Below are 24,457 nucleotides of genomic sequence, written 5' to 3'. Positions count from 1 at the left end.
TGGCTCTGGAACGAGCAGGATACGACGGGGCGTTCGTCGAGACGAGAAACGGCCAAGGGACGGGGCCCATCGTCGATCGCGCCGAATAGCTCCAGAAGAACCACGCCAGTTACCGTCGAACTTAACAAATTTGGAGAGGAGACGATAGCACCTCCTTGGGTCGGCGAAGCCCGAACCTTGAAGTTCGGTGCAAGGTTCGGGTAAGTTTGCGCGCATGGAGACGCGCTACACCATCGGCCAACTCGCCCGAGCTGCCGGGGTCCCGACCTCGACGATTCGGTACTACGAGCGAGCCGGGCTGCTCGAAGCGAGCGCCCGGAGCGAGGGGAACTATCGCCTCTACGGCGAGGGAGCGAGGGAGCAGCTCCGGTTCATCCGGGCCGCCCAGGCCACCGGATTCACGCTCGAGGACATCAAAGTGCTCCTGGACCATCATCACGGCGAACCCGGCGTCTGCCGGGATGTCCAGGGGCTCATCCGAGACCGCCTTGCGGAGGTGAAGCGGCGGCTGGACGACCTTGGGCACATTCGAGAGGTGCTCGAGGCGGCCCTCGCGCGATGTGTCGAGACCGAGCAGACCGGGCATTGCGAGGTCATCGACGCGCTGACGGCCGTGCCCGGTCCATCCCCCAAAAAGACCGCCCGACGGACCGGGCGAAAGGCCCCCTGAAAATCCACTTGACCTTACACCTGAGTGCAACCTGTAGACTTGCAGGAGCGGCTTAGGTTTGCTCAAGAGGTGGGATTTCAGGGGGCATCACAATGAAGGTCGAGGTGTTGTATTTCGAGGGCTGTCCGAACCACGCCCCAGCCCTGCAGTTGGCCAGGGAGGTGGTCTCCGAGCTTGGCCTCGATGCCACCGTCGAAGAGGTCGAGGTCAAGACGCCCGAGGATGTCGTGGAGCGGCGATTCCTCGGGTCACCGACGGTCCTCGTGGACGGGGTTGACATCGAGCCGCGGGCTCGGGAGCGGACCGACTTCGCGTTTGCCTGCCGGACCTATGACGGCCGGGGCGTGCCGCCGCGAGAGCTTATCGCCGGGGCCTTGCAAGGCGGTGGGCCCGGAAAGGCTGGTTGCTGCTCCTCGCCCGACGCGAGCCCGGACACGGGCGGAGCGAGGGTCGAAGGGCGCGGGATGCGATTCGCGGCCGTCGGCTCCGTCCTCTCGGCGGTCGTGGCGTCGGCCTGCTGCTGGCTGCCCTTTGCGCTCCTGGCGTTTGGGGCGTCGGCGGCGGGTGTCTCGGCGTCATTCGAGAAGGCCCGGCCGGTCTTCTTGGTCGCGGCCTTCGGGCTCCTCGGCCTCGGGTTCTATCTCTCCTACTTCCGGAGAGAGGCGTGTGCCCCGGGCTCGTCGTGTGCCGTGCCGAATCCGAAGCTCCGGCGGCTGAACCGCGGGATGCTCTGGGTCGCCACGGCCTTCGTCCTCGCGTTTGCCCTCTTCCCGAGCTACGCGGGGTACTTGCTGGCCCAGAACGCACCTCCGGCTGCGGTCGATGGGTCGGCCCAGTCTCCCGCGGTCACCCTGGGCATCAAGGGCATGAGCTGCGAGGCGTGTTCGGTGCACATTCAGAAGGGCTTGAGCGAGGTCCCGGGTGTCCGGTCTGCGTCGGTCGATTACGAGAAGGCTCAGGCCCGCGTTTCGGTTGACCCCGCATCGGCTCCGTCCCGGGATGCCCTGGTGAAGGCAGTTGAGCGAGCGGGCTACGAAGTGACCGAAGTCACGGAGACCCGCTGATTCGGTTGGACCGCACGGCTTTCCTGGATTGTGCCGGAAACAATCCTGGGTCGGTCAACAAAGAGCACTGTGTGAAGTATGAATAACGAATCTAAGAATGGAAAATTTAGAATTATTGGCTTCGCGGTGCTTCACCTCCTCTGCTGCGGCATCCCGCTCCTGTTGCTCTCGGGCGTGTCGCTTACTTTTCTTGCGCCGCACTGGCCCCTCATCGGTGGCGCGCTCGCCGCGCTCGGACTCGTCGGCTTCGCCTGGTACTTGAAGCGTGGGTGTGCCACGTGCCCGCGAAACGAGGGAAGGTGCAGGCCGGGAGGGCCGTGCTGAGAGATGTCGAGCAGGAACCGAGAGACAAACACCTACGAACGGATGGAGGACACGATGGAACACGCAATTGAAATCGGGAAGCCCGAGGGGCGAACGCAGTTCAGCGGCTATGCCGAGCGGCTCTACGAGGAGAGGCGAGACGAGCGAAGCTCGCTCTCCAGCTCCGAGTTCACGATGGTCATGGAGGGCTTCCTCCACGAGTGGGCCTGCATAGGCCAGTGCAACCTCTACATTCAGGCGGCCGAGGACCCGGAGGTCAAGGAAGCCGTCCTGACCTACCGCCACGACGTCTGCGAGCCCAACCTCACCGAGATGAAGGCCATCCTCGACGGCCCGGGCTACATGGAGCCCCAGCCGTACAACGCCGAGACCGAGCACAAGAGCCTTGAGGAGCTGGGCACGCTCCCGAACGCCGCGATGAGCAACGCCGAAATCATCGTCCAGATGGTCTTCGGCACTCGCGGCTTCATGAACCACTGGACCCAAGGGGCGGGGGCGAGCATGCGGACCGACATCCGCGATGCCTTCGTGCGGAACTGGCACCGGGCTAACCGCTGGAACGTGGCCTTCTATTCGCTCGCCGTGAAGAAGGGATTCATGATGCCGCTCCCCACGATGGACGCAAAGGGGCTCATGCGAACGACGGTCATGGGCGGCTAACCTAATCGAACTTAAACGGAGGTAGCTCATGGCAGACGCATTCGACCTTGTGATTCTCGGCTCGGGCTCGACGGCCTTCGCCGCGTCGCTCACGGCCCAAGAGCTGGGGAAGACCGCGGTGATGACCGAGGAGCGCACCATCGGCGGGACCTGCGTCAACCGCGGCTGCCTTCCGTCGAAGAACCTCATCGAAGCGTCGAAGCTCATGCACGATGCTCGGGAGCCCCGCTATCCGGGGCTCAGCGGCTGCGAGCTGGGTCTCGACTTTTCGGCCCTCATTGCCCAGAAGGATGAGGTCATCCACGGCTACCGGCAGAAGAAATACGAGAGCCTGCTCGGCGGCCAGTTCCGGATTGAGCGCGGGCACGTCGAGTTCGTTGATTCGAACACCGTCGAAGTCGATGGGAAGCGGCTCAGCGGGGAGAAGGTCTTAATTGCGACCGGCTCTCGGCCGGTCATCCCGGCCATTGAAGGGTTGGACTCGGTCCCCTTCATCACGAGCGACCTGCTGACGAACGATGAGCCGATGGAGCTTGAAGAGCTTCCCAAGTCGCTCCTCATCGTCGGCGGTGGCTACATCGCCCTGGAGCTGGGGCAGATGTTCTCCCGCTTCGGGTCCGAGGTCATCATCCTGGAGCGGAGCGAGCAGCTTCTCCCCCGGGGCTACGAGCCCGAAGTCGGCCGGGCCATCGGCCAGGCCCTCGGCGACGAAGGGCTTCGCATCGTCACCCATGCCACCGTCACCCGGGTCCGGCAGGACGGCGGAGAGGTCGTCGCCACCGTCCGAGCCGGGGGGCGGGAGCGGGAGTTTCGCGCGGAGAAGCTCCTCGTTGCGACGGGCAGACGGCCGAATTCGGACAACATCGCCATCGAGCGGGCCGGGGTCTCGGTCGGTCCGCGGGGCGAGGTGGAAGTTGACGAATTCCTCCGGACGAGCGTCCCCCACATCTTCGCCGCTGGCGATGTGATTGGCGGCCAGTGGGGGAGCCAGATGGCGACTCCGGTCGGGAGCCGACAAGGGGGCATCGTCGCTCAGAACGCCTTCTCCGGAGGGGAGATGCGTCGGGTAGACCATCGCGTGATTCCCCGAGTCATCTTTACCGACCCGCAAATCGCGGTCGTGGGCCAGACCGAGGAAGAGGCCATAGCCGCGGGGCATCCCTGCTGGTGCAACACCCTCCCCATGACGCTCGTGCCTCGGGCGGGGGCGATTCGGGACACCCGTGGGATTATCAAGATGGTCGCCGATGCGAAGACACACGAGGTCCTTGGCGTGGCGATGGTCGGCAGTAACGCCGGAGAGGTCATCCATGAGGCGGCGATGGCGCTCCGGTTCGGAGCCCGGATTCAGGACTTCATCGACCTGCTCCACGTCTACCCCACGATGGCCGAGGCGCTGAAAATCGTCGCCATCTCCCGGTTCAAGGACCCGGCCAAGCTCTCATGCTGTGCCGAGTAAAAGGCTCTTATTGAGGGCCGGGGCGGCTTGTGGTGAGCGGCTTACACCGGCACGAACCGGGCGAATTTCGGGCCGACGTTCTCGTGGGTCACGAACGGTTACCCGGCCTTCCTGTTATCTATCCCATCGGCCACTCTCGGTGAAAGCGGAGGCCCGACGCATCCTTTCGTCGGAACCTCTTCAGGTTAAACGGCTTCAGTTCCGCTCCGGGTCGAGCAGGGCGTGGAGCCGCATGGTCTGCGTGGCGTAGCTCTGCGGCTGGCTGCCTCCCCGCTCCTTCATCGCCCCGGTGAAGGCGTTGAGCAGGGCCCACGCCGTCCGCGGCCGGAACTCCTCGAAGGGCGGGTTCCGCCACTGCTGCAGGACGCGCGGCAGTTCACGGGCCCCGACGATGCCCCGCTCGAATCCGCGGAGGATGAGGGCGTCGGCCTGGTCGTCGCCGAGTTCGGCTTCTCGCATCCGCTCGATGCGGAGGGCCTCCTGCTCCTGGAACGCGGGTAGCGAGCCGACCGCCTCGGCGATGCGGCGGACGAAGTCCCGCTCGCCGTGCATCGTGTGCTTGCGGCGGACGAGCAGCTCGGAGCGGAACGCGAGGTTGTCGCACACGAAGACCCTGCTCCCGGCGCAGAAGCCGAGCGGGAACGACTTGTCCACGCTGTTGCGGATGCCGACCGCGAGGCCGGTCCCCTCCGTGATGGGGCTCTTGAGGTCGAGCGTGCCGAAGAAACGCGAGCCGTCCCTGAGCACGCCGAGCTGCTGCCGCTCGATGGCGTAGCCCGCCTCGCCGAGCGTCTCGGTGACGACGCTCAGGACGCGGCCGTGGGACAGCGGGAACCACCGGCCATTCGGCGGCGGTGCCTGGTACTTCTGGAGTTCGTCGGGGCTGACGGGCTTCGCTCCGCGGTGCAGGACCAAGTTGGAACTTGCCATGGGGGCGCTCCAGTCCGAGTCGGGAGGCTGGGGCACCGAACCTTATCGAATGCGTCGCGAGCCTCCCTGGGTCGCAGGGAGGCCGTGTTGCCATCTCTACCCGTGCCATAAGAACGAGCCGCCTACGCTATCACCCCGGCGTCGGGATTCAATTCGCATCGCGTGATTCTTCGGTGGTTCTTTCGTGGCAGCGTCCCGGCCCCGCGATTCAACGCCCCCCGGCCCGCCTGTAGAATCATGCTGGCCCCACCGTCGGGGCCTCGCCTCGGACCCTCGAAGGGTTGTTCTCCGCTCCTGGCCCGGGAGCACGCCAAATCAACGGGCGAAAGGCAGGTCCCCCTCTTCCCAGCCATCCTCTGCGCGGGCCGACGTGCGTCGGCGTGCCCTCGGGCACGTCGGCGGATGCTGGCTCTTAACAACGCATGATGATGGAGGGATTCCATGAGCAAGAGAGGAGAGAGGTGGCTGGAGCCACGTGCTTACCGGAGGCTGCAACGCGAGGAGTATCGGCGAGAGCGACTGCTGAGGCAGTTCTATCTGCGTCTGGTCGCAATCGTCTGCCTCTTTGCGGCGGTGGCGACGATGTTCGCCCTGCATACCCACCTGTGGGGACGGCCGTAGGGAACCTGCCTGGGCCCATGAGACGCGAGTCTCCTGGGCCTTTTTTCTTCGGGCTCGACGGATGACGGGACGATGCCGGGCGACTCCCGCGCAAAAAAGCGGCCCTCGTTTTTCAACGAGAGCCGCCCGGCACCATTGCCGTCATTCAAGCCTCAAGCAGTATTCGACCCTGCAGACGGTGTCGCAGCACCCGCTCCAGGCTCTGGAGTCGCGTCTCATCTCCATGTCCAGGGTGGCCATTGCCCACCCGAAGGTCTGGAGGAGGACGCCCAGGTCGTCCGGGAAGACGACCCGGTCGGCGTTGGGTATCGTGACCGCGAACCGGGATTTCCCGGTCCTGCTGTCGCGAATGGCCATCACCGAGATGTAGATGAGGCCATTTTTCCCCTCCCGGCCGAACTCGGACCGAGCAAGGATTTGCTGGCCTGGTCTCTGGTCTGCTCTTGGCTTTTTGTCTCCTGGTTTCATCGCTTCTTCCTTCACTGTGGCCGGGGTGGTGTCCCCCGGCCTGGTTCATAATCTCGCTCGCGACCCCCGAAAGGGCCGAGAACGCGGTCATGAGTCCCGTGAAGGCGAGTGCGATTGGTCAGGCGGAATGGCGGCGGCGGTGCCTCGGCACGTCCAGGCGGCGTGGGCCGTCTTCGCCGATGTTTCGGGCCTCCGGGCGACGAGGGACGGTCAGAGGACAATCAAGGCGTGAGGGCCTTGAGCCTTCGATTGTACCCCGCGATAGCGTGCCCGGGAGGGGCAGCCGGGTCGGCTCCTGGGCGGCGTGGGGATTCCACCTCTTGACTCCGTACTTAGGTACGGGGTTTACAATCCTTAGAGTAAAGGAGTCGGACTATGGAGCACCTGAAAACCGGAGAGCTCGCCAAGCGGGCCGGGGTGAACGTCGAGACGCTTCGCTTCTACGAGCGGAAGGGGCTCCTGCCCGTGCCGCCGCGGCGAGAGTCCGGTTACCGTGAGTATCCCGCGGAGAGCGTCCGCCTCATCCAGTTCATCAAGCGGGCCCAAGAGCTGGGGTTCTCATTGGGCGAGATTCGAGAGCTGCTCGCCCTGCGGGTGCAAGCGGGGACGACTTGCGCCGACGTTCGAGAGCGGGCCGAGCACAAGATTGACGACGTGCGGCAGAAGATTGCCGACTTGAGGGCCATCGAGCGGGCCTTGCAGAAGCTCACGGCCACGTGCATCGGGAGCGGGCCGCTGAGCGAGTGCCCCATCCTTGAGAACCTCGATGGCGAGTTGGGTTCCGGGCTTGTTCAGCCCAGGAGCCGCCAACAGGAAAGGTGAGACCTATGGCCGACTCAGAGTTGAACGACTCCCCGAAGCGTCGCCCCGCGTGGCCCGGCCTCGGCCTCGCTTGTTTGGTGGCCGTCGTCGCCGTGGCGATTTATGCCGTCGCCTGGGGCCCGTTCAGAGGGGTTCGAGGCGTCTCCACGGCGGGAGCCGAGCCGCTTATCTCCGATGGCCGACTTGAAGCGGTCACCATCCCCGTCGAGGGGATGTCCTGCGGGGCCTGTGCGGCACGCATCAAAAAGACCTTAAAATCCTCGGCGGGCGTGGCCTCCGTGGAGGTGAGCCTGGAGAGGCGAAGCGTCTTGGTCCGCTACCTGCCCGAGAAGACTTCGCCCGAGCGGATGGCGGCCGAGATTACCGAGCTTGGCTACAAGGCGACCGTTCCCGCCCCCGCCGAGCCGGGGGCGTCTGAGCCGGTCGCGACTCCCGCCGTCGACGCCTCTGCCGCCGACCCGAAGGAGAGGACGACCGCCTTCCCCGTGCGGGGCATGGCGTGCGAGTCGTGTGTTGAGACCGTCGAGAACCTCCTCCGCTCGATGCCGGGCGTCAAAGCCGCCCGGGTGAGCCTCGAGGAGAAGGAGGCCGAGGTCCGGTATGTCGAGGGGGAGGTGACCCCCGAACGCCTGGCCGAGGAGGTCACGGCTCAAGGCTTCGAGTCCGGGCCCCCGAGAGCGGAGGGCGCGAAGTGACGCTCGAAGACTACCTCCGTTCCTCGGGCCAGAGTCTCCCCGAGGGTTCGGCCCTGGCCCTCGGCGTGACGCTCGTTGCGGGCATCCTTGCGAGTGCCGTCTGTCCCTGCACCCTCCCGATGGGGCTCGGGATGGCGGGCGTGGTGAGTGCCTCCGAGAGCCAATCTCGGCGGACGGGCTTCCTCATCGCCCTGGCGTTCTTCGGGGGCATCGTGGCGAACCTGACGCTCCTGGGGGCCGTCGCCGGGAGGCTCGGGGCTATCCTCACCGAGTCGTTTGGCCGCTATTGGGCCCTGACGATGGCGGTGGTCTCGCTTGTTGCGGCGATTGTCGCGTTTCGCGGGCCCCGCATCGGGGTCGAGCACCTGGCGGCCATGAGGAAGCCGGGCCTCCCCGGGGCGTTTGGCTACGGGTTCATCTTCAGCCTCGGCACCTCGGCCGCCCCGCTCCTCTTGCTCCTGACGGTGGCGGCGACTCAGGCACGGCCCGCGTACGGGGCGCTCCTGGCGTTCGCCTTCGGCCTCGGTCGGGGGCTTCCTTTTCTGCTCGTGGGGGTCTTCGCCGGGACGCTCGTCCGCCTGACTCGCATCGGTCTCTGGCGGCGGGCGATGCAAGCCGTCAGCGGCTCGGCCCTGCTCTTCGTGAGTGCTTATTACGCCAGGGCGTTCCTTGCCCTGCTCTGAACTTGGGAGACACATCATGGCGACCGAAACGGTCCAACTCAAAGTCTCCGGCCTCATGTGCTCGTTCTGCACGATGAGCGTCGAGAAGGCCCTCAAACGCTATCCGGGCGTCCGAAGCGTCCTCGTGAATCTGGTGCATGGCGTCGTCCTGGTCGAGGCGGACACGGACAGGATGAGCCGGGAAGAGCTGGCCGAGGCCGTCGAGAGGCTCGGCTATAGCGTCTCCTCGACCGAGGTCCAGCAGTACGCGACCGATGAGGCCCTCTTCGGGCTCATCAGGCAACGCGGCACCATCGGCATGGGGCTCGCCCTGGCTGACCTGGTGGTGGACCCGCTCAACCTCTTCGGCCTCCCGGCCCACATCCGGGGCTATTTCAGTTTCGCCGTCGCGGCGTTCGTCCTTTTGTGGGTCGGGTTCCCCATCCTCAAGAAGACGCTGCTCGCCCTCAGGGGTCGGGTCATCAACGCCAACGTGCTCCTCTCGACGGCGGCCTGGGGCTCGTTCGTCGTCGGCACGCTCTCGCTCTTTGATGCCCGCTGGCCGAACTTCCTGCCGGTGGCGGCGTGGCTGATGTCGCTCCACCTGTTCTTCGGCTACTTCAAGCTTGATACGCGGCGGAAGGCATCGGAGGCGGTCCGAAAGCTCCTCTCGCTCCAGCCGCCTCGTGCCCGCGTGCTCCGCGGGGATGCTCCTATCGAGGTGCTCACCAAAGACATCGCCGCGGGCGAGCTCCTCCTCGTTCGGCCCGGGGAGCGAATCCCGCTCGACGGCGAGGTGACCGAGGGCACGGCGAGCGTCGATGAGTCGAGCTTCACCGGAGAGTCGGTCCCGGCGACCAAGGGCGTGGGCTCGAAGGTCATCGGCGGGACCTTGAACCTCGACGGTGCCCTGACGGTCAAGGTGACCAAGGTGGGGGAAGAGAGTTTCCTCAACCAAATCGTCCGGCTCATGAGCCAGATTGCCGAGCGAAAGCCCCCGATTGAGCTGCTCGCCGACCGGCTCATGAACTACTACGGGCCGGTTGTCTTCGCCTCCGCGGCCGTGGCGTTCGTCGGCTGGCTCCTCCTCACCGGCAACTGGATTGCGGCGAGCGTCGTGCTCCTCTCGGTCATCATCATGGGCTACCCATGTGCCCTGGGGATTTCGACCCCGATGCTCGCGGCCATCGCGGGCGGCAAGGGCATCTCGATTGGGCTCCTGGTCAAGGCGAGCGAGGTCTTCCACGGGCTCTCGACCATCGACACGATGGTCTTCGATAAGACCGGCACGCTCACCTACGGGCGTCCGACGGTGACCGACGTCGAAGCGTTCGGGGCCGACGAGAACGAGGTGCTCTCGCTCGCCGGGTCCATCGAGGCAAGCTCCGAGCATCCGCTCGGGCAGGCCATCGGGTTCTATGCCGAGCGAGAAGGAGCACAGAAGCGACCCGTCGAGAACTTCCGGGCGATTCCCGGCAAGGGGGTCTCGGGCGAGATGGACGGGGCTCAAGTCATCGCGGGGAAGCCCTCGTTCCTCGAAGAGCGCGGCGTGCTCTTCCTCCTCGAAGTGCGAGAGACCATCGAGCGGTTGAGCAAGGAAGGTAAGACCGTCGTGCTGGTTGCAAGCGGCGGGCGAGTCGTAGGGGCCATCGCCCTCCAGGACACGCCGCGTCGCGGGGCGGAGCGGGTCGTGGCCCGCCTCAAGGAGCGGAGCATTCGCACGGTGATGCTCACCGGGGACGCCCGGCCCGTGGCCGAAGCAATCGGCCGAACCCTCGGGTTCGATGACGTGCGGGCCGAGCTCCTGCCGACCGAGAAGGTGACGGCCATCGAGGCCCTCCAGCACGAAGGCCGCAAGGTCGCGATGGTCGGCGACGGCATCAACGACGCCCCGGCCCTCGCCCAGGCCGATGTCGGCATCGCCATCGGTGCCGGGACGGACGTGGCCATCGAATCGGCGGGCGTCATCCTGATTGGCGACCGCCTGGATGACGTCGTGAGTGCCTTGACGCTCGGGGCCGCAAGCTACCGGACGCTCACGGGGAACGTCGTCGTCGCCGTGCTCTTCAACGTCGTCGGGATGGTGCTCGCGGCACTGGGGCTCATCACTCCCCTCTTCGCCGTCGGCTTCATGCTGGTGAGCATCTTCGCCATCCTGCTCAACACGCTCCGCGTCCGGGGGCTCGACCTGGGACGTGAAGAGCTTACCGAGGAGGGGCCGCTCGCGGAGCTGAATCTCCACATCCCGAACATGGTCTGCGAGGGCTGTGCGAGCAAAATTAGCTCGACGCTCACGGCCCTGCCCGGCGTCCGAGAGGTGAGGCCGAAGGTGCCGCAGAAGAACGTCTCGGTCCGGTACGAACCGGCGAAGGTCCAGGAGCGGGGGCTCAAGGAGGCGGTCGAGAAGGCGGGCTTCGTCGCGGTTGAGGTCTGAGCGGCGCTCGGTCAGCTCCTGGGCGGCGGCGCGATGAGGTCGATGAGGTCGGCGACGACGTGGACGCGGACGGGGACCCCGCTCGCCCGCGAACCCTCGTCGAGCACGGGGCGGAGCCGCTCCGCCTTCCGCTCCGTCGCGGCGACGAGGGTCAGCTCGAATCTCCCGGCGGCGATGGAGTCGCGGAAGGCGGGAATCTCGCGGTGGCGCTCGACGTCCTCGCGGACCCGCTCGGCGATTCGGTCCCATCGGCCCTTCCCCCCGGAGTCGACGCGGACGAACCCGAGGCGCTTCGCCTCGTGGTCGGCGTAGTAGGTCATCGGGAGGCCGGGCCGGTGATGGTCGGGGAAGGTGCGTCGGAACTCGTCCGGCGTGAGCCGCTGCCTCGGCCGGTCCGAGAGGCAGCAGAACGCGAGGATGCCGTAGGCCCGGACCTTCGCGATTTCGGAGAGAGCCCCTGCTCGGCGGCGGCCCCCCTGGTCCTCGGGCGATTCGCCGATGGCGGCGTCCGCCGGTCGGGTCAGGTAGAAGTAGCGGTGGTCTCCGTAGAGCGGGGCGGACGCGAGGAGGGCCTCGCCGTCGCCGTCGGCCAGGGCGCGTAGGGTCCGCTTCATCCGGGCGAGCGAGAAGTCGGCGAAGGGCGGCGTGCGGATGAGCGCCTCGGGGACGCCGATGCGGTAGCGGGCGATGTGGTCGAGCACGTCGTAGGTGGTCGGGTCGAATTCTCGCGTCATGGCTACCACAGCTCGTAGGGCAGGCCGTGCTCGGCGCAGTGCTCGTGGAACTCGGCGACTCGCCCGGCGTCGTACTTGCCGCCCGATTCAATCACGCGGAGCGTGTTCCCCGCGTCGTCCACGAGGAAGGCGTCGGGGTCCTTGACGCGGTAGCCCGCCTTCGGCCGGGCGGCCTCGCCCACCCATCGGCGGCGTGCGGCGTCGGGCTCGCTCCGGAGGTAGGCGACGAAGACTTCGCCGAGCAACAGGTCGTGGTCGCGGTGCGTCAGCTCGGGGAGTTCGCCCCCGGAGCAGCCGAAGAGATTCGCCGCGAGCGGGCTCGCGGTGTAGACGCTGGTCGGGCGTGCGGCTTCGGTCCAGCGGGCCCGGAGCTGCGTCGCCGCGGCCTCGGCGTCCGGGTCGGGCTCGCCGGGTTTCCAGCGGATGACGGGCCCGCGAAGCTCCAGCGGCGGATGGACGTTCACGCGGTAGGCGTCGAGCAGCCCGGCCCGGCCGAGCAGGCGGAGCCTGGTCCGGGCGTGTTCCTCGCGGCGTTGGCTCGGCTCCCACCAGCCGCGTGCGACCTGGGCGAGCGAGAGCACGCGGACCTTGGCGGCCAAGGTATCGACGATTTCCCGGTCTCGCGAGGTCCAGGGCAAGAGAAGCCTCCCGCTCTATTCTCCGATGGCTCTTCCTCGAATCTGGGCTATAAACGGCTCATGGATAAGCGACTACGCGCGACGTTTCATAAGCTGTATTTGACGTGTTTTTGGTTACTCCTGATAGGTGGAATCGGAGTCATGTGGGTTGCGACATGGGCTGCGTTCACTGACCACAGGGGCAATTATGTGGGCTTCTGCCCAGAATTCGACATGTCGCAGTACAAGCCCATCACAGACCTGCCCGAGAGTGATTTGCGTGAACAGACACTGAACAAATTGGTCGAACGGCACGCACGGAGCAACGAATGTCCAGAGACATTCGTTGCGACCGTCGGGATGTCCTTTCTTCCGCTTCTCGCTCTGGTCATCACGAGGAAATGGTTCCTCTGGCTGTTCAGCGACTGGAGGTCTCCTTCAGTACCGAAATCCGACGAAGACCCGCCCGCGTCGGTCTAGACGCCGTAATCGCCACTTTTTCTCACGGCTCCAGCAAACCCTTCTCGACCAAGACCGGCCCCAGCTCGCGGAGCAGCTCCTGGGCCCGCTGGGCGGGGGCGAACCACGGGTCGCTATAGTTGTTCGACCACGTTTGCGGGAAGGAGCCGAGCGGCCGGTCGTTCGCCTTGTTCGGGACGACGGCGGCGACCAGCTTGTAGACCCCCTGGGGCGTGTCCTCGAGGAAGCCACCTCCCTGGAGCCTGCCGAGCGAGACCTTCATCTTCTTCGTCGTCGCCTTCTCGAAGTAGTTCCGGCCCGGCTGGGTGAACCCGTCGGTGATGAAGGGCGAGAGCAGCGACTGAATCTCCGGCAGGGCGGCCTGGTAGCGGCGTTCCAGGTCGGCCCGCTGGCGGGCGGCCTTCCGCACCTCCTCCTCGGCCTTCGCCTGGGCCATCGCCTCGCCCTTCGCGTCGGCGAGCCGCCTCACTTCGGCCTCGCGGCGGATTTTCTCCGCTTCGAGCTGGGCGGCGGTAATCTGCCGCTCGCTCTCCGCCTTCTCCCGGGCGAGCTTCTCGGCCCGGTCCTTCCGCTCCCGCTCGACGGCCGCGGCGATGGCGGCGGTCTCCTCGGCGGTGAGCCTCCGCTCGAACGCCTCCAGCGCCGCCTGCAAGGTCGGCGTGTTCTCTTCCGTTCCTGCTTGCGGCGCGGCCGAGACGATGGCCGCGAGCCTGCGATTCAGCTCGTCGTAGGTCTCCGCCCCCTGCTTCGCCTCGTCGCCGATGGCCTTGAGCCGGGCGACGACGTCCTCGCTCGGGGCGTAGCTGGTGTCGTTCGCGGCGAGGGCCTTGTCGAGCACGGCCTTGAGCGGGTCGAGCCGTTTGCGGAGCGCGGCGGGGGCGTCCGCGTCCGGCCGCGGCTGGGCCCAGATGGTCTGGAACTGGCCGAGCGCTTCCGTGCTCGCGGCGAGCGGCTTGCCCGCGTCGGTCGTGAGCAGTTCCCGCGTGGTGCTCTCCCAGGCGGCGACGGCCTTCTCGAAGGAGGTCACGGCCTGGGCCGTCTCCTCGGCGGTCGCGCCGGTGGCCTGGAGGTCGCTGCGGCGGACCTGTTCCTCCTCCATGCGGAGCTGCTCGGCCCGCTTCAGGTCGGAGAGCATCTCCTGCATGTTGGCGAGCTGCTGCTTCAGCTCGACGTTCTCGTTCTGGACGGCCGGGGCGGTGTTGTTGACCTTCCACAGCAGCCCCAGGATGACGGCGACGAGGCCGACGAACCCGACGGCGGTCAGCAGCCGCGCGGGGCTGAGGCGGGACGTGTCGCTCGCGTGGTCCGGGTGCGGCGGTTCGCTCACGGGGACTCTCCCTTCTTCTTGCGGGTGCGGGTCTTCTTCCGCTCCTCCTGGTAGCGCGTGAGGGCGGCGAACGGGTCGGGCTCGGGGGCGGTCGTCGGGGGCGGCCCGGTGGCCGCTCCCGTGGTCGTCGGCTCGGCGTGCGTCGGGTCCTCCGGGGCCTTCGGGGCGGCCACCTCGGGCGGGCCCACGAGGAGGCCCGGCGACGGTGGCTCCGGCTCGATGGTGGGGCTCCTCGGGACGGGCGGGGCGAGGAGCGTCGGGTGGATGGTCTCCCCGTCGCGTTCGGGCCACGGGGCCCGCTTCCTCCGCTCGTACTCCTGCTGCGTGATGTGGAACGAGGAGGTCATCACGAACGGGAAGCCGCCGAACTGGGCGTAGCCGTGGCCGCGGCGGACCTGGACGATGCTCTGCTGCGGGTGGTCGGTCGCGAGCAGCACGTCGTTGACGCGGAGCCGCGGCGAGAGCGTCTCCGAGAGCGAGAGCGAGAACGTGCCCGTCCCGAACATATTCCCGAGGTACTGGCTCCACGCCCGGCTGTAGACGGTCGTCTCGCCCGAGGTCTTGACGATTTCCTCCTGCTCGACCAGGTCGGAGGCGGCGAAGATTTGCCGGAAGCGGGTGTTCGCCCGGACGGTGGGAATCAGGTCGACGTCGGCGGTCTTCAAATCCCCGAGCGTCTGGTTCGCGAGGATGACTCCGATGTTCAGGCTCCGGGCCTGCTGGAGGAAGAGTTCGAGGTTGTTCGAGACGATGCGCTGGAACTCGTCGATGACGAGATAGACCTGCGTCCGCTCGCCCTGGGCGGTCTTCGCGGCGGTGAGCAGCGAGTAGAGGGCGAGCCGGGCGATTTCCGCGGTGGAGGCCATGCCGATGGCCGACGCGAGGTGGAAGTAGAGCACCTGCGGCGCGCGGAAGACGTCGGGCATGTCGATGGCGCTGGCCATCGCCGACTCGGGGCATCCGTCCTTCGTCGTCGCGTTCAGGGCCTTGGTGTCGGCCAGTCGGTTGATGATGGCGCTCAGGTGAGAGCCCGCGGATCGCAGGTCCTCGGGGACGCCGCGGAACGGGGCCTTCTCGCGGAGCACGGCGGCGAGTTCGACGAACGAGGGGATGCCCTCGGGCCTCGACTTCAGGGCGTGGTAGAGCATCTCGGAGTTCGCGTCCGAGAAGTAGCCGCGGCCGTAGTCGGTGCCGTACTGGAGCCCGAGCGACGAGGTCAGGATGTCGGTCCGCTGGTAGAGCGAGAGCCGCGGGAGGTGCGACTGCAGGAGCGGGTTGAAGACGTAGGTCGAGCGGTCGAGCTCGTTGGTGAACCAACGGAAGCGAATCCCCGCCCGCTCCGCCTCGATGCGGGCCCCTTCCATCAGGGCGATGTCGTCGCCCTTCAGGTCGATGACGACCACCGAGCAGTCGCCGAAGCGGATGAACTGCGTGAGCAGCGATGCGATGCCGAGCGAGGTCTTGCCGGAGCCGGAGTCGCCGAGCAGGTGGGCGTGCTCCTGGAAGACGGACCGCGGCACGATGACCGGCGAGTCGTCCTGGGCGTTCACGCCGAGCAGCAGGCTCTCCTTCTCGATGCGGTCCCCGCTCGCCCGGACGCGGTCGACGAGGTCGTCCCACGTCTCGGTGTTGAGCAGCTTCTTCCCCGACTCCGTCCGGAACTCCTGGCTCCAGAGCCCGGCGACGCGGGCGGTCGTGGCGAAGCAGCAGGCGAGGAAGTAGAGCGGCGGCACGACCGCGAAGAGCACCGGGACGCCCGCGATGGCGAGCCAAACCGGGATGTCCCAGAGGCGCGACCAGAAGCGTTCCCAATCGGACTCCTGTTGCGGCGCGGCAGTCGCGGCCTCGGGCCCCTCGACGTCGGCCCGGGGTTGCCTGGCCCGGAGGCGTTCGAGGTACTCGGCCCGCTGTTCGGGCCTCATCCGCTTGAGGAGGGCCTCCTGCCATGGTTCGAGCGGCGGGGCCTCGGGTTGATAGGAGACGGGGCGAATCATGCCGGAGGGATTCGGCTCGGCGAACCGCAGCGTGGTCTCGTCGAAGTCGAAGAGCGACGGCGACGGGTCGAACGGCGAGGGCCGCGCGGGCTCGGCGTCTCGCCGCCGGGGGTTCAGCGGGTTGACCTCCTGGAACATGTCCCAGGCGACCCGCTCGCGGTCGGAGAACTGGACCATGAGGCACGAGAACGCGGCGACGGTCGCGAGCGTCAGCCTGCATCGCTGCCGGTAGGTCCCGCTCGGCGACCGGAAGACCCCGACGGCGACCGCCTCGTGGCGGTTGTAGGCGAACCAGTCGGTCACGGCCTCGCGGAAGGCCCGGACCATCGTGCGGAAGCCGACCGGCCTGCGGGCGAAGAGGAACGCGATGAGGTGCTCGCCGAGCCAGGGCGTGGCGAAGAGCAGGAGCAGCCCGAGTAGGAGCGAGCCGCTGTGCAGGTAGGGGTAGAGCCAGACGATGGCCTCGAGGTGGCGGTCGTCGCCGGTCCGGCCCTGGCGGTGCCCGGCGTCGCGGGCGTAGACGAACACGAGGACGGCGACGATGCTCAGGGCCGCGAGCGTGTAGAACTCCAGGCCCTTGGCGGCGGTGAACAGGCTCCGCGTCCGCCTCGCCCAGAGCGAGCGGAGCGTCGTCGCCCGCGACTTCGGCAGCGGGGCGGTGGTCTTCAGGTGGAAGTAGTGGCTGGCGAAGAGGTCCGAGACGCGGACCCCGGCGAGGAGGCAGACGAGCAGGTACGGCACGGGCTCGCGGAACGTGATGAGGGCGACGAAGAGCACGGGCCCGCCCACGAGGAGCCACGCCCAAGACCGGCGACGGAAAACGGGGTCGTTTCGGAAAATCAGGATGAAGGCGGCGGTAGAGACGAAGGCGCAAAATACGAAGCTCACGAGCAAGCCTTGCAGCAGCATGCCGCTGGCCCCGATGGCGAAGCTCACGAGGGCGTACCACAGGAGCAGCAGCCGGGCGTGCGCCCGGTTCTGCTCCGGGCTGCCGCCGCGGGCGGGGTACTCCAGCTCGACGCCCGAGGTGTCGGGGAGCCGGTCCGCCTGGAGCGGATTGCCGATGGGCTGCCGGACCGTGCTCGGCCACCGCGGGAGTTTCGCGAGCGGGTTCCACCACACGTCAGCCACGCTCCAATCGGGTCACCAGGTGGACCAGCTCGGGGATGACGCTCAGCCGGAAGCGGTTCGGCCACGGGTGCCGTTTCAGGGTCTCGTGGATGCTGCTCGCCTTCTCCTCCCGGCCGGTCAAGATTGCAATCATGAATTGGTCGTTGGCGATGAGGTCCTTGAAGGCGTCGTGCTCGAGGCGACGGTCGAGGTCGTCGCGACACTTCCGGGCGACGTGGTCGGGCGGCCCGCCGCAATCGACCCGGATGGAGGCGAGGCGCGTCTTGCCGCCGTCGCGGTCGAGGTAGTAGTGCGACGCGTCGACGCCCGGCACGAGGATGCTTGGATGATGGGACTTCAGCTCATCGCGGGTGAGGCGCTCCCGGTCCCCTGCCCCGGTGCAGAAGAGGAGCGTCGCGTACTCGATGGGCCGGGCCTGGACGCCGAGTTCCTCGGTCCGCTTCTGGGGCACGCCGAGGATGCGGGCGGCCTCGGGCCCGAGCACGAAATAGTCCCGCGACTCGTAGAGGTCGAAGCGTCTAAGAAAGCCGCCGTCGCAGAGGCGCGACGTGACCTTCGTCACGGCGTTCGGCTTCACCTCGGGGAAGAACAGGCGGTGGAGCACCTCCCGAGTCGTCAGCCGGTAGCGCCTGACGTGCTCGAAGATGTCGTGGTCGCGGGGACCGAGTCGGACGTTCCTGGCCTGGGTTCGGGGCATCGAATTCTCGTCTTCGGTCACCACAACTGGTAGGGCTGCCGCTCGTCGACGCAGCTCTGGTGGAAGAGCCGGACCCGGTCGGCGTCGTAGGACCCGCCGAACTCCAGCACCATCCGCGGCCGGGCCTCGGGGCCGTCCGCCAGGACGGCGTCGGGGAGCTTCTCCCCGCGCCGATGCGGCGCGAGGACGTCCTCCCCAATCCAGTCCTTCGCCTCGGATTCGTTGGTTGCACGCAATCGCAAGTAGATGGCGGAGACTCCGAGGTCGTGGGTCGCCTGGAACTCGCGGCGGAGTTCGCCCCGCTGCCTCCCGCCGTACTGATTCGCCCCTCGCCTCGTGGCGATGTAGACGGTGGTCGCGCGGGCCGGTTCTTTCCAGCGTGATTGCAAGCACCATGCGACCGCTCCGAAGTCGGGCTCGCGGTCGTCCGGCCGCCAGACGAGGGCCGGTCGGTCGAGCGGCGGGAGCGGCCGGACCTGCACGCGAAGCCTCCTCAGCATGCCTGCATCCACGAGCAACGTGAGTCGTCTCCGCGCGTTCACGAGGCCCCGCTCGCCCGGCTCCCACCACGTGCTCGCGACCTGGTCGAGCGAGAGCAGTCGGAGCCGCAAGGCGAGCGTCCGGAGGATGTCGTCGTCGCGGGTGACGAGCCGCATGGGACGGGTCCGGGTCGATTCGAGGCCGGAAAATCGCGGCCTCCAGCGTAGGCGAGCGGAGTTCCCAGGTAAAGCACCAGGTGTCATCACCAACTATGCGTTGACACCCGGCAACACGCCTCGCGGTAAGCCGATGAATGGTGGTGCGATGCTGCGAGGCTCGCGGCACCCGTCGCCTCCCGCTCAAGGCGGGAGCGAGGTGCCGTGTCGGATGCCGAGAAACGGGGGGTGGCAGGGCCCCGCGCAGCGGGGATTTCCCCCCACGGAGTGGGGCCGGAGCGTCCAGCGGAGGCCGGTGGCCCGCACCCGGCCCTAGTCGGGTCGGGCCTGCCGCGAGCGGCCCAGCGAGCGGGCGGGCGTCCAGCCCGCGGGCCACACCCGCCCCGGCGGGTTGGCCGGTCTTCGCCCGTCCAGGGCGGTGGAGCGTCCAGCGGAACAGGGGAGCGCACGGGCGGCATTCAGCCGCTCGGGAGCGATGGGGAGAGGGGGCCCGGTCGCGCTGAGCGAGGGCCGTGACAGGCCCCCAACGGGGACCGCCTGGCACGGGCCTCGCCGCGGCCGGGGTCGTCCGGGTTCGTGAGGGGAGCCCTCTTCCGCGGAGCGGAAAGGGGGACCCGATTGGGGCGGGGGCGAGCCGAGAACATCTCCCGAGGTGCGCGAGCACGGGGGGAATGTCCCGGCGAGTTAGGGCCCGGTCCCGGCCTCTCCCGCGGTCGAGCGGGAAGGCCGGGCGAGGGCCCCAGGGGCCAGGATCGCCCGGGGGGCGATGCGCTCTTCGGGGCCGGTCCGGCGTGCCCGGACCGGGGGGCCTGCGGCGGCGTGGCGGGTGCGGTGCGGCGGCGCGGGGCAGGAGCAAGCCGAGTGACGGGCCGAGCGACCGGCAGGAGCGAGGGCCCGCGCCAGCGGGTGGAACCGGCACGGGCTTGCACGAGCGAGCCGCGATTTCCCGCCCCGGCGGGAATCACGGGGAGCGAGTTTCAAGCACCCTGGCGCGGGCGTCAGCCCGCGTCCTCAGCGTCTTTGGGTGTTGGGCGGGGGAGCAAGCTGCGTGAGGCAGAGAGCCTGAACGGTCTCGGGTGCCGGAGCTGCTTGCGGGGGTTTGGCGAGGATGTTCTAGTTGCCTAACTATTCCTGGTTGATGCGGGGAATTCTCCAGTATCGTCCGGTGGTTGCGACGGTCGGCGGGCCCCGCGGGCTATCGGACGGCTTGACTTTATTTCTCAAATTTGCGAAAATCTCAACCGATAGGCTCTTGATGCCACGGAGGGGATGAACGGAGGCAGGATGCCTACGACGAATGTCATTTTCTACCGGGAGGACGACGACTCGGTCCCCATCCTCGACTGGTTGGATGCGATTCCGGCGAAGGCGCAGGTGAAGTGCCTGGCCCGCTTGAAGCGGCTCGAGGACCTCGGGCACGAGCTGCGTCGCCCCGAAGCGGACCTGCTCCGCGACGGGATTTACGAGCTGCGGGTGGGGCTCCAAGGCATCCATTACCGCATGCTCTATTTCTTCCACGGGAAGGATGTGGCGGTCGTTTCCCACGGGCTGACCAAGGAGCGGAAGGTCCCTCCCCGCGAAATCGACGCGGCGATATCACGCATGGAGAAATTCGAAGCCGACCCCGAGCGGCACACGTTTCAACCGGAGTAGATTCAGTCAGGAGTGTTTGCACGATGGGACGGAAAAGCCGATTCGCCTCGAAGGGCCTCGAGTTCGCCTATGACCGCTACGTCGGCAAGGACAAGCAGAAGGCCGAAGCGTTCGAAGCGGAGCTGGCCAATGCCGACGTGGCCCGCAAGATTTACGACCTTCGCACGCAGGCGAACCTGACCCAGGGCGAGCTGGCGAAGCTCGTCGGGACCTCGACCTCGGCCATCAGTCGACTCGAAGACGCCGACTACGAAGGCCACTCCCTCGCCATGCTCCGTCGCATCGCGGCGGCCCTCAACAAGCGGGTGGAGATTCGCTTCGTCTCTTTGAAGGGAGCGACTCCCTCGGCGTCCTGATGCGGTCTTGGTGGTCTTCCCGTCTTCTGCCTGTCTTAAAAAATTAAGAGAAAAATTGGAGATACTCCAAGGCGACCGATGAACCGTTGGCCGTCTTCGGGCAACGGTTCTGAGCGTCGCAACCGGCCGCTTGGAGCGGCCGGGACGCGAGCACGGAGGGCGAGCCACGGACGGCGGGGCTCAGGGCTTGGGTCGGGAGGTCGCGTCAGGACCCACGCTCCCGAGTTGAGTGCGGCCCGGTGGGACACCCCGACCGGCGAGTCTTCTCCCCCGGCCGTCCCACCGCCGACCGATGCGGACGATGCTCGGCCAAGCCGCTGATGTTCCACCATTCTTTCCCGGGGCTGGGCCCGGTGGACGCGTCCGGTGGGACGACGAAGATGAGTTTCGAGCCGATGGGCCCGCGCCTTGGTGGGACACTTGCCCACAAGGACGACGCGGCTCGGGACCCGTTCAACACGAAACCCCCGGCCATCCGTGGCTGGGGGCTTCGTGCGGATGTTGGTTCTCAGTCGCGGTCAGGCGGCTGATGGGCGGAGGGTAACCCCCCTGCCCTCTCCCGTTCAAGGGGCCGCCCCCTGCCCTCCTCGCTTCGCTCGCCGCTATTCCTTTCCAGCCCCGCATTTGGCCCCTGGGCCGTTTTTCTTGCCGCGGCCCCTTCGGGCGTTCCTGGCCTGGGTTAATGCCGTACGGGGCGATTACGGGAATCTGGGCGTGCCCTGCGGGCCCGTCTCTCACCAGCCTCGTACAGTACGGGCCGTTCGGGTTCTCGCGGAGCGAGCCCCCTGCCCTCCACGAACTCGGCTCGCGAATCAGCTCGTGCGTCTCCGACCGACGGCGGGATTCGTCTCCGCACCGCGGCGGGACGGCGAATCGCGGTGCCCTCTCGACCTGTATGGAGGTAGAGAGGCAGACAGCGTGTCCCTCTATGCCTCCACACTCTCCGGCCCCGGCTGAGCGGAGTCGGGTCGGCGTGCTCGGGAGTTGCTCTCGCGACGCTCGATTGAGGCGGAATGCCTCGGCCTGGGGCGATTTGCCTCGGCGGGAATCCGGCGCTCCGATGGCCCGAATCCGTCGGCCGCGAGTGTGCCTCCTCACTCCAGACTCCCCGAGCGTGAGTGTGCCTCTATACCTCCGGTGAATCCTTGTTTGGGCGATTATCCTGGAATCCTCGGCGATTTTGGTGTTCGGCAGCATACCTCCACACTCACGTAGCAATCTGTCTGCCTCTATACCGCCAGACTCATCCCGCGTCGGAACGGCTCTCCCGCCTTCCGTCTTGCGGGCTCTTGGGCCTCGGCGGCTTGCCGTCAAAGCGTCTCGCGGCTTCGGTGGCTGGGCTCCCATCCGGCACGGCTTCCTTCCGTCCGGGCCTTTGCGTGAAGCCTCGGGCTCCGCCTGGTCGATGATGATTGGACTTCGCTGCGAGCCGATTTCGGTGTGGTCTGCGGCGGTGACTCGGGAGTGCTTCGTCATGACGGATGAGCTTCAAGAGGGCCAACCGACCCGGACGCGGAGACGCTCAGCCGTCAAAACGGCTCCGCGGCCATCCGCTTCGAAGGTCAAGTCGACCCTCCATCTGAGCGTCGAAGCGTCCCAGCGGCTGAGCGTCCACGCCACGATGCTCGGCGTCGACCGCTCGGAGCTGGTCGAGCAGCTCATCCGGGAGAACCTCAAGCGGTTCGTGGTCTCCGACCGCGGCGGCTCCTCGGCCGGGCCGGACCCGGCCGCGGGCGAGGAGTAGCGGGGCCCTGTGTGGAGTCTGACTCCACACTCGCTCTCGACTGTGTGCCTCTATACCCCCGGACATGTCAGGCCAAGGGAATCGCCCGTGATTTCAAGGGCTCCCGGTGTGTGCCGGTATGGAGGCACACAGAACGGCTGCCCGGAGGCACACTCGGGGGAGTCTGCCTCCATACTCGCGGCTAACGGGGGTTCTTCTTCTGCGACTTGGCGATGGCGGTCTTGAAGGCGCTCTTGAGCGAGATGGGGAACGCCTGGGCGGTCGGCGTGCCCCAGCGTCCGCGGGCCGGGACGTTGCTCAGGTCGAGTTCCTCGAGGGACTCGTGGAGCGTGAGCACGAGGGCGTGGAAAATCTCGGACGCCTTCGCGTCCCGCTGGATGCTGTAGGTCTGCACGTAGTCGATGATTTCATCAATCATCCGCTGCGTCTCGGGCGTGGTGTTGATTTGCTTGCGGGGCGGGGCCTTCGGGATGCGCCGCCTGCGCCGCTTGGGCGCGGCGGGCTCGTCCGACTGCGGGGCAGGGCGGGATTCGCTGCGTTCGACGCTCCTGGGAACCTCCTCGGCCGCGACGTGCGGCCTGCGGAACTCGACGACGTTCTCGCTCGGCGAGGTCGGCTCAGGAGCGAGGGCAGGGGGGTTCGTCTGCGGGGCCGGGCGCGGTGCGGCCGGGCGCGCGACGGGGGCGGCGTCCACCTCGTCGAGGTAGTCGCCGAGCTGCACGGGCCCGCTCTGGTCGGGGATGTCGAGCTTGAAGGAGGGCGGCAGCCCGCGGTTGCCTTTAGCCACGGTTCGCCTCCATCAACGGGAGCGGCTCCTCGCCCTCGGCGACGGGCCCGAGACGCTTGAGGACTTCCTGGGCGAGCGAGCGGAACTGCTCGGCGGCCGGGTGGTCCGGGGCGTGCTCGAAGATGGTCTTGCCGTAGACGCTCGCCTCGCGGTGCTTGACGCTGCGGTGGATGTTCGTGGCGAAGACGACGCCCTGCCCGAATTTCTGGGTGAGCATCTGCTGGATGTCGTTGTCGAGCTTCGGCCGCGAGTCGAAGTTGCCGAGCAGCACGCCCAGGAGCGCGAGCTGCGGGTTGTAGCGCTCGCGGACCTTGTCGACGGTCCGCCAGAGCGTCTCGAGGCCCTTCAGGTCGTAGCCCGAGGGGAAGACGGGGATGATGTAGTAGTCCGAGGCGATGAGGGCCGTCGTCATCAGGAACCCGAGGTCCGGCGGCGTATCGATGATGATGACGTCGCGGACGCCGCGGAGCGATTCGAGCGACTGCTTCAGGCGGTGGCGGTGCTCGTTCTTGATGTCGTCGGCGTCGAGGTCGGAGTAGTCGTCGTTGGCGATGGTGGCCTGGAGCTGCGATTCCAGGCGGTGCGGCACGGTGCCCAGGGCCCGATGGCCCGGCATGACCGTGAGCAGTCCGCCGAAGCGGCCGTCGTCGAACTCGTACTCGATTTCGCGGGCCGGTTTCTTGCCGAGGTAGGCGTCGGCGAGCGTGTAGAGCCCCTCGTGGGTGAGCTGGTCGCGGTCGATGCCGAAGGTGTCGGTCGCGTTGCACTGCGGGTCGGCGTCGACCACGCAGACCGAGAGGCCCTGGTCGGAGAGGGCGGATGCGATGCTGACGGCCGACGTGGTCTTGCCGCAGCCTCCCTTCTGATTGGCCAGGGTTATGGTCACGGTCCGTCCAAATCGCATCGCTCGGGTCCTCCTCGGGAAAAATTTCTGACGGAGGTATACCACTATGCCTCCACACTCACTAGGGGAATCTGTCTGACACTATACCTCCACACAGATGGCCTTGCGTGTGCCTCTATACCCCCATACAGATAGCGGTTAACCGCGAGTCTGCCTCCTGACTCCACACTCCGGGAACTCCCGAGAATCGCGGAGGTTTCGGCGGCTCGGTCGGCTTCGAATGCACGTGTGGAGGTATAGAGGCAGACTCTTCGTTAAACGCTTGTGTGTGCCGGTATACCTCCACACACAAGCGTTTCTGTGTGCCTCTCTACCCCCGGACAGATGGCCCGGGACGGTCGTTTTCGCCTCGCCCTGTCCGTGTTTTCCCTAGTACTGGCAAGCAGATAGGGAGTTGCGGGGCGTCTCCGAGCGGACCTATACTCTGAACTTTAACGGGGTTGAACCAAACCCCGTGCCCGGGCTCGTGGGGAGCCTGGGCCTCGAATCGGATGGGCACACGGATATGTAAGCTGAAATCGTAAGAACCCAGAAAGCAAAAAAGCGACCGCCTGCCAGGGCGTGTCGC

22 protein-coding genes are annotated in these 24,457 nt (G+C 67.1%); 12 read left to right on the top strand and 10 right to left on the bottom strand.

Features of this window, described 5'->3' with window-relative positions; translation table 11 throughout:
- Window positions 1-214 precede the first annotated feature (214 nt).
- The 4 genes from TsocGM_RS20465 (at window position 215) to merA (ending at window position 4,177) form a co-directional block, all read left to right on the top strand.
- Entirely contained in the window at window positions 215-670 is a 456-nt protein-coding gene (locus TsocGM_RS20465) for a MerR family transcriptional regulator (RefSeq protein ID WP_126727328.1), read from the top strand.
- Window positions 671-762: 92 nt separating this feature from the next.
- Window positions 763-1,734 carry a DF family (seleno)protein gene (locus TsocGM_RS20460; RefSeq protein ID WP_126727327.1) on the top strand — a complete coding sequence of 324 codons (972 nt, stop codon included), beginning with the start codon at window positions 763-765 and terminating at the stop codon, window positions 1,732-1,734.
- Between the two features lie 378 nt (window positions 1,735-2,112).
- Window positions 2,113-2,718: a DUF3231 family protein gene (locus TsocGM_RS20455; RefSeq protein ID WP_158633665.1), complete on the top strand. Its 606-nt coding sequence runs from the start codon at window positions 2,113-2,115 to the stop codon at window positions 2,716-2,718.
- 28 nt (window positions 2,719-2,746) lie between these two features.
- A complete protein-coding gene (gene merA / locus TsocGM_RS20450; RefSeq protein WP_126727325.1) occupies window positions 2,747-4,177 on the top strand; it encodes a mercury(II) reductase in 1,431 nt (476 codons plus the stop codon).
- Between the two features lie 195 nt (window positions 4,178-4,372).
- Here the strand turns inward: merA and TsocGM_RS20445 are convergent, their stop codons facing one another.
- A complete protein-coding gene (locus TsocGM_RS20445; protein WP_126727324.1) occupies window positions 4,373-5,107 on the bottom strand; it encodes a DUF932 domain-containing protein in 735 nt (244 codons plus the stop codon).
- A gap of 441 nt (window positions 5,108-5,548) precedes the next feature.
- On the opposite strand from TsocGM_RS20445, the gene TsocGM_RS20440 reads away from it, so the two are divergent.
- Window positions 5,549-5,728 (top strand): hypothetical protein, encoded by a 180-nt coding sequence (locus tag TsocGM_RS20440; protein ID WP_126727323.1) that lies wholly within the window; start codon window positions 5,549-5,551, stop codon window positions 5,726-5,728.
- Between the two features lie 141 nt (window positions 5,729-5,869).
- Here the strand turns inward: TsocGM_RS20440 and TsocGM_RS20435 are convergent, their stop codons facing one another.
- On the bottom strand, window positions 5,870-6,196 hold the full coding sequence (locus tag TsocGM_RS20435) for a hypothetical protein (protein ID WP_126727322.1): 327 nt from the start codon (window positions 6,194-6,196) through the stop codon (window positions 5,870-5,872).
- 375 nt (window positions 6,197-6,571) lie between these two features.
- Between TsocGM_RS20435 and TsocGM_RS20430 the strand changes: the two genes are divergently transcribed.
- The 4 genes from TsocGM_RS20430 (at window position 6,572) to TsocGM_RS20415 (ending at window position 10,809) form a co-directional block, all read left to right on the top strand.
- Window positions 6,572-7,018 (top strand): MerR family transcriptional regulator, encoded by a 447-nt coding sequence (locus tag TsocGM_RS20430; protein WP_126727321.1) that lies wholly within the window; start codon window positions 6,572-6,574, stop codon window positions 7,016-7,018.
- A gap of 77 nt (window positions 7,019-7,095) precedes the next feature.
- Complete coding sequence (locus TsocGM_RS20425) at window positions 7,096-7,713, top strand: heavy-metal-associated domain-containing protein (protein WP_158633664.1); 618 nt, start codon at window positions 7,096-7,098, stop codon at window positions 7,711-7,713.
- Entirely contained in the window at window positions 7,710-8,396 is a 687-nt protein-coding gene (locus TsocGM_RS20420) for a cytochrome c biogenesis CcdA family protein (protein WP_126727319.1), read from the top strand. Before TsocGM_RS20425 ends, TsocGM_RS20420 begins: the two co-directional genes overlap by 4 nt.
- Before the next feature lie 16 nt (window positions 8,397-8,412).
- Window positions 8,413-10,809: a heavy metal translocating P-type ATPase gene (locus tag TsocGM_RS20415; protein WP_126727318.1), complete on the top strand. Its 2,397-nt coding sequence runs from the start codon at window positions 8,413-8,415 to the stop codon at window positions 10,807-10,809.
- A gap of 11 nt (window positions 10,810-10,820) precedes the next feature.
- Here TsocGM_RS20415 and TsocGM_RS20410 read toward each other — a convergent pair whose 3' ends face one another.
- From TsocGM_RS20410 to TsocGM_RS20385, 6 genes are all read right to left on the bottom strand, one after another.
- Window positions 10,821-11,543 (bottom strand): hypothetical protein, encoded by a 723-nt coding sequence (locus TsocGM_RS20410; protein WP_126727317.1) that lies wholly within the window; start codon window positions 11,541-11,543, stop codon window positions 10,821-10,823.
- A gap of 2 nt (window positions 11,544-11,545) precedes the next feature.
- The gene (locus TsocGM_RS20405) at window positions 11,546-12,181 is read right to left on the bottom strand and encodes a hypothetical protein (RefSeq protein WP_126727316.1); all 636 of its coding nucleotides are present in this window, start codon (window positions 12,179-12,181) and stop codon (window positions 11,546-11,548) included.
- A 481-nt stretch (window positions 12,182-12,662) separates the two neighbouring features.
- A complete protein-coding gene (locus TsocGM_RS20400) occupies window positions 12,663-13,967 on the bottom strand; it encodes a hypothetical protein (RefSeq protein ID WP_126727315.1) in 1,305 nt (434 codons plus the stop codon).
- Window positions 13,964-17,083 carry a type IV secretory system conjugative DNA transfer family protein gene (locus TsocGM_RS20395; RefSeq protein ID WP_158633663.1) on the bottom strand — a complete coding sequence of 1,040 codons (3,120 nt, stop codon included), beginning with the start codon at window positions 17,081-17,083 and terminating at the stop codon, window positions 13,964-13,966. Before TsocGM_RS20395 ends, TsocGM_RS20400 begins: the two co-directional genes overlap by 4 nt.
- Window position 17,084: 1 nt before the next feature.
- Window positions 17,085-17,789 carry a hypothetical protein gene (locus TsocGM_RS20390; RefSeq protein ID WP_126727313.1) on the bottom strand — a complete coding sequence of 235 codons (705 nt, stop codon included), beginning with the start codon at window positions 17,787-17,789 and terminating at the stop codon, window positions 17,085-17,087.
- A gap of 17 nt (window positions 17,790-17,806) precedes the next feature.
- Window positions 17,807-18,445, bottom strand: coding sequence for a hypothetical protein (locus tag TsocGM_RS20385; RefSeq protein ID WP_126727312.1), 639 nt, complete (start codon window positions 18,443-18,445; stop codon window positions 17,807-17,809).
- Window positions 18,446-19,729: 1,284 nt separating this feature from the next.
- Between TsocGM_RS20385 and TsocGM_RS20380 the strand changes: the two genes are divergently transcribed.
- The 3 genes from TsocGM_RS20380 to TsocGM_RS20370 all read left to right on the top strand — a co-directional run bounded on the left by TsocGM_RS20380 (window position 19,730) and on the right by TsocGM_RS20370 (window position 22,198).
- Window positions 19,730-20,098: a type II toxin-antitoxin system RelE/ParE family toxin gene (locus tag TsocGM_RS20380; protein ID WP_126727311.1), complete on the top strand. Its 369-nt coding sequence runs from the start codon at window positions 19,730-19,732 to the stop codon at window positions 20,096-20,098.
- A 23-nt stretch (window positions 20,099-20,121) separates the two neighbouring features.
- Window positions 20,122-20,454 carry a helix-turn-helix transcriptional regulator gene (locus TsocGM_RS20375; protein ID WP_126727310.1) on the top strand — a complete coding sequence of 111 codons (333 nt, stop codon included), beginning with the start codon at window positions 20,122-20,124 and terminating at the stop codon, window positions 20,452-20,454.
- A 1,474-nt stretch (window positions 20,455-21,928) separates the two neighbouring features.
- Window positions 21,929-22,198, top strand: a complete 270-nt coding sequence (locus TsocGM_RS20370) for a ribbon-helix-helix protein, CopG family (RefSeq protein ID WP_126727309.1) — start codon at window positions 21,929-21,931, stop codon at window positions 22,196-22,198.
- Window positions 22,199-22,379: 181 nt separating this feature from the next.
- Here the strand turns inward: TsocGM_RS20370 and TsocGM_RS20365 are convergent, their stop codons facing one another.
- Both TsocGM_RS20365 and TsocGM_RS20360 read right to left on the bottom strand, forming a co-directional pair.
- Window positions 22,380-22,985, bottom strand: a complete 606-nt coding sequence (locus TsocGM_RS20365) for a hypothetical protein (RefSeq protein ID WP_126727308.1) — start codon at window positions 22,983-22,985, stop codon at window positions 22,380-22,382.
- On the bottom strand, window positions 22,978-23,889 hold the full coding sequence (locus tag TsocGM_RS20360; RefSeq protein ID WP_126727307.1) for a ParA family protein: 912 nt from the start codon (window positions 23,887-23,889) through the stop codon (window positions 22,978-22,980). Before TsocGM_RS20360 ends, TsocGM_RS20365 begins: the two co-directional genes overlap by 8 nt.
- Window positions 23,890-24,457: the final 568 nt, after the last annotated feature.

Origin of the sequence: Tautonia sociabilis, assembly GCF_003977685.1 — a bacterium.
GTDB classification, from domain to species: domain Bacteria; phylum Planctomycetota; class Planctomycetia; order Isosphaerales; family Isosphaeraceae; genus Tautonia; species Tautonia sociabilis.
This window is presented reverse-complemented; position numbering and strand designations above follow the sequence as displayed.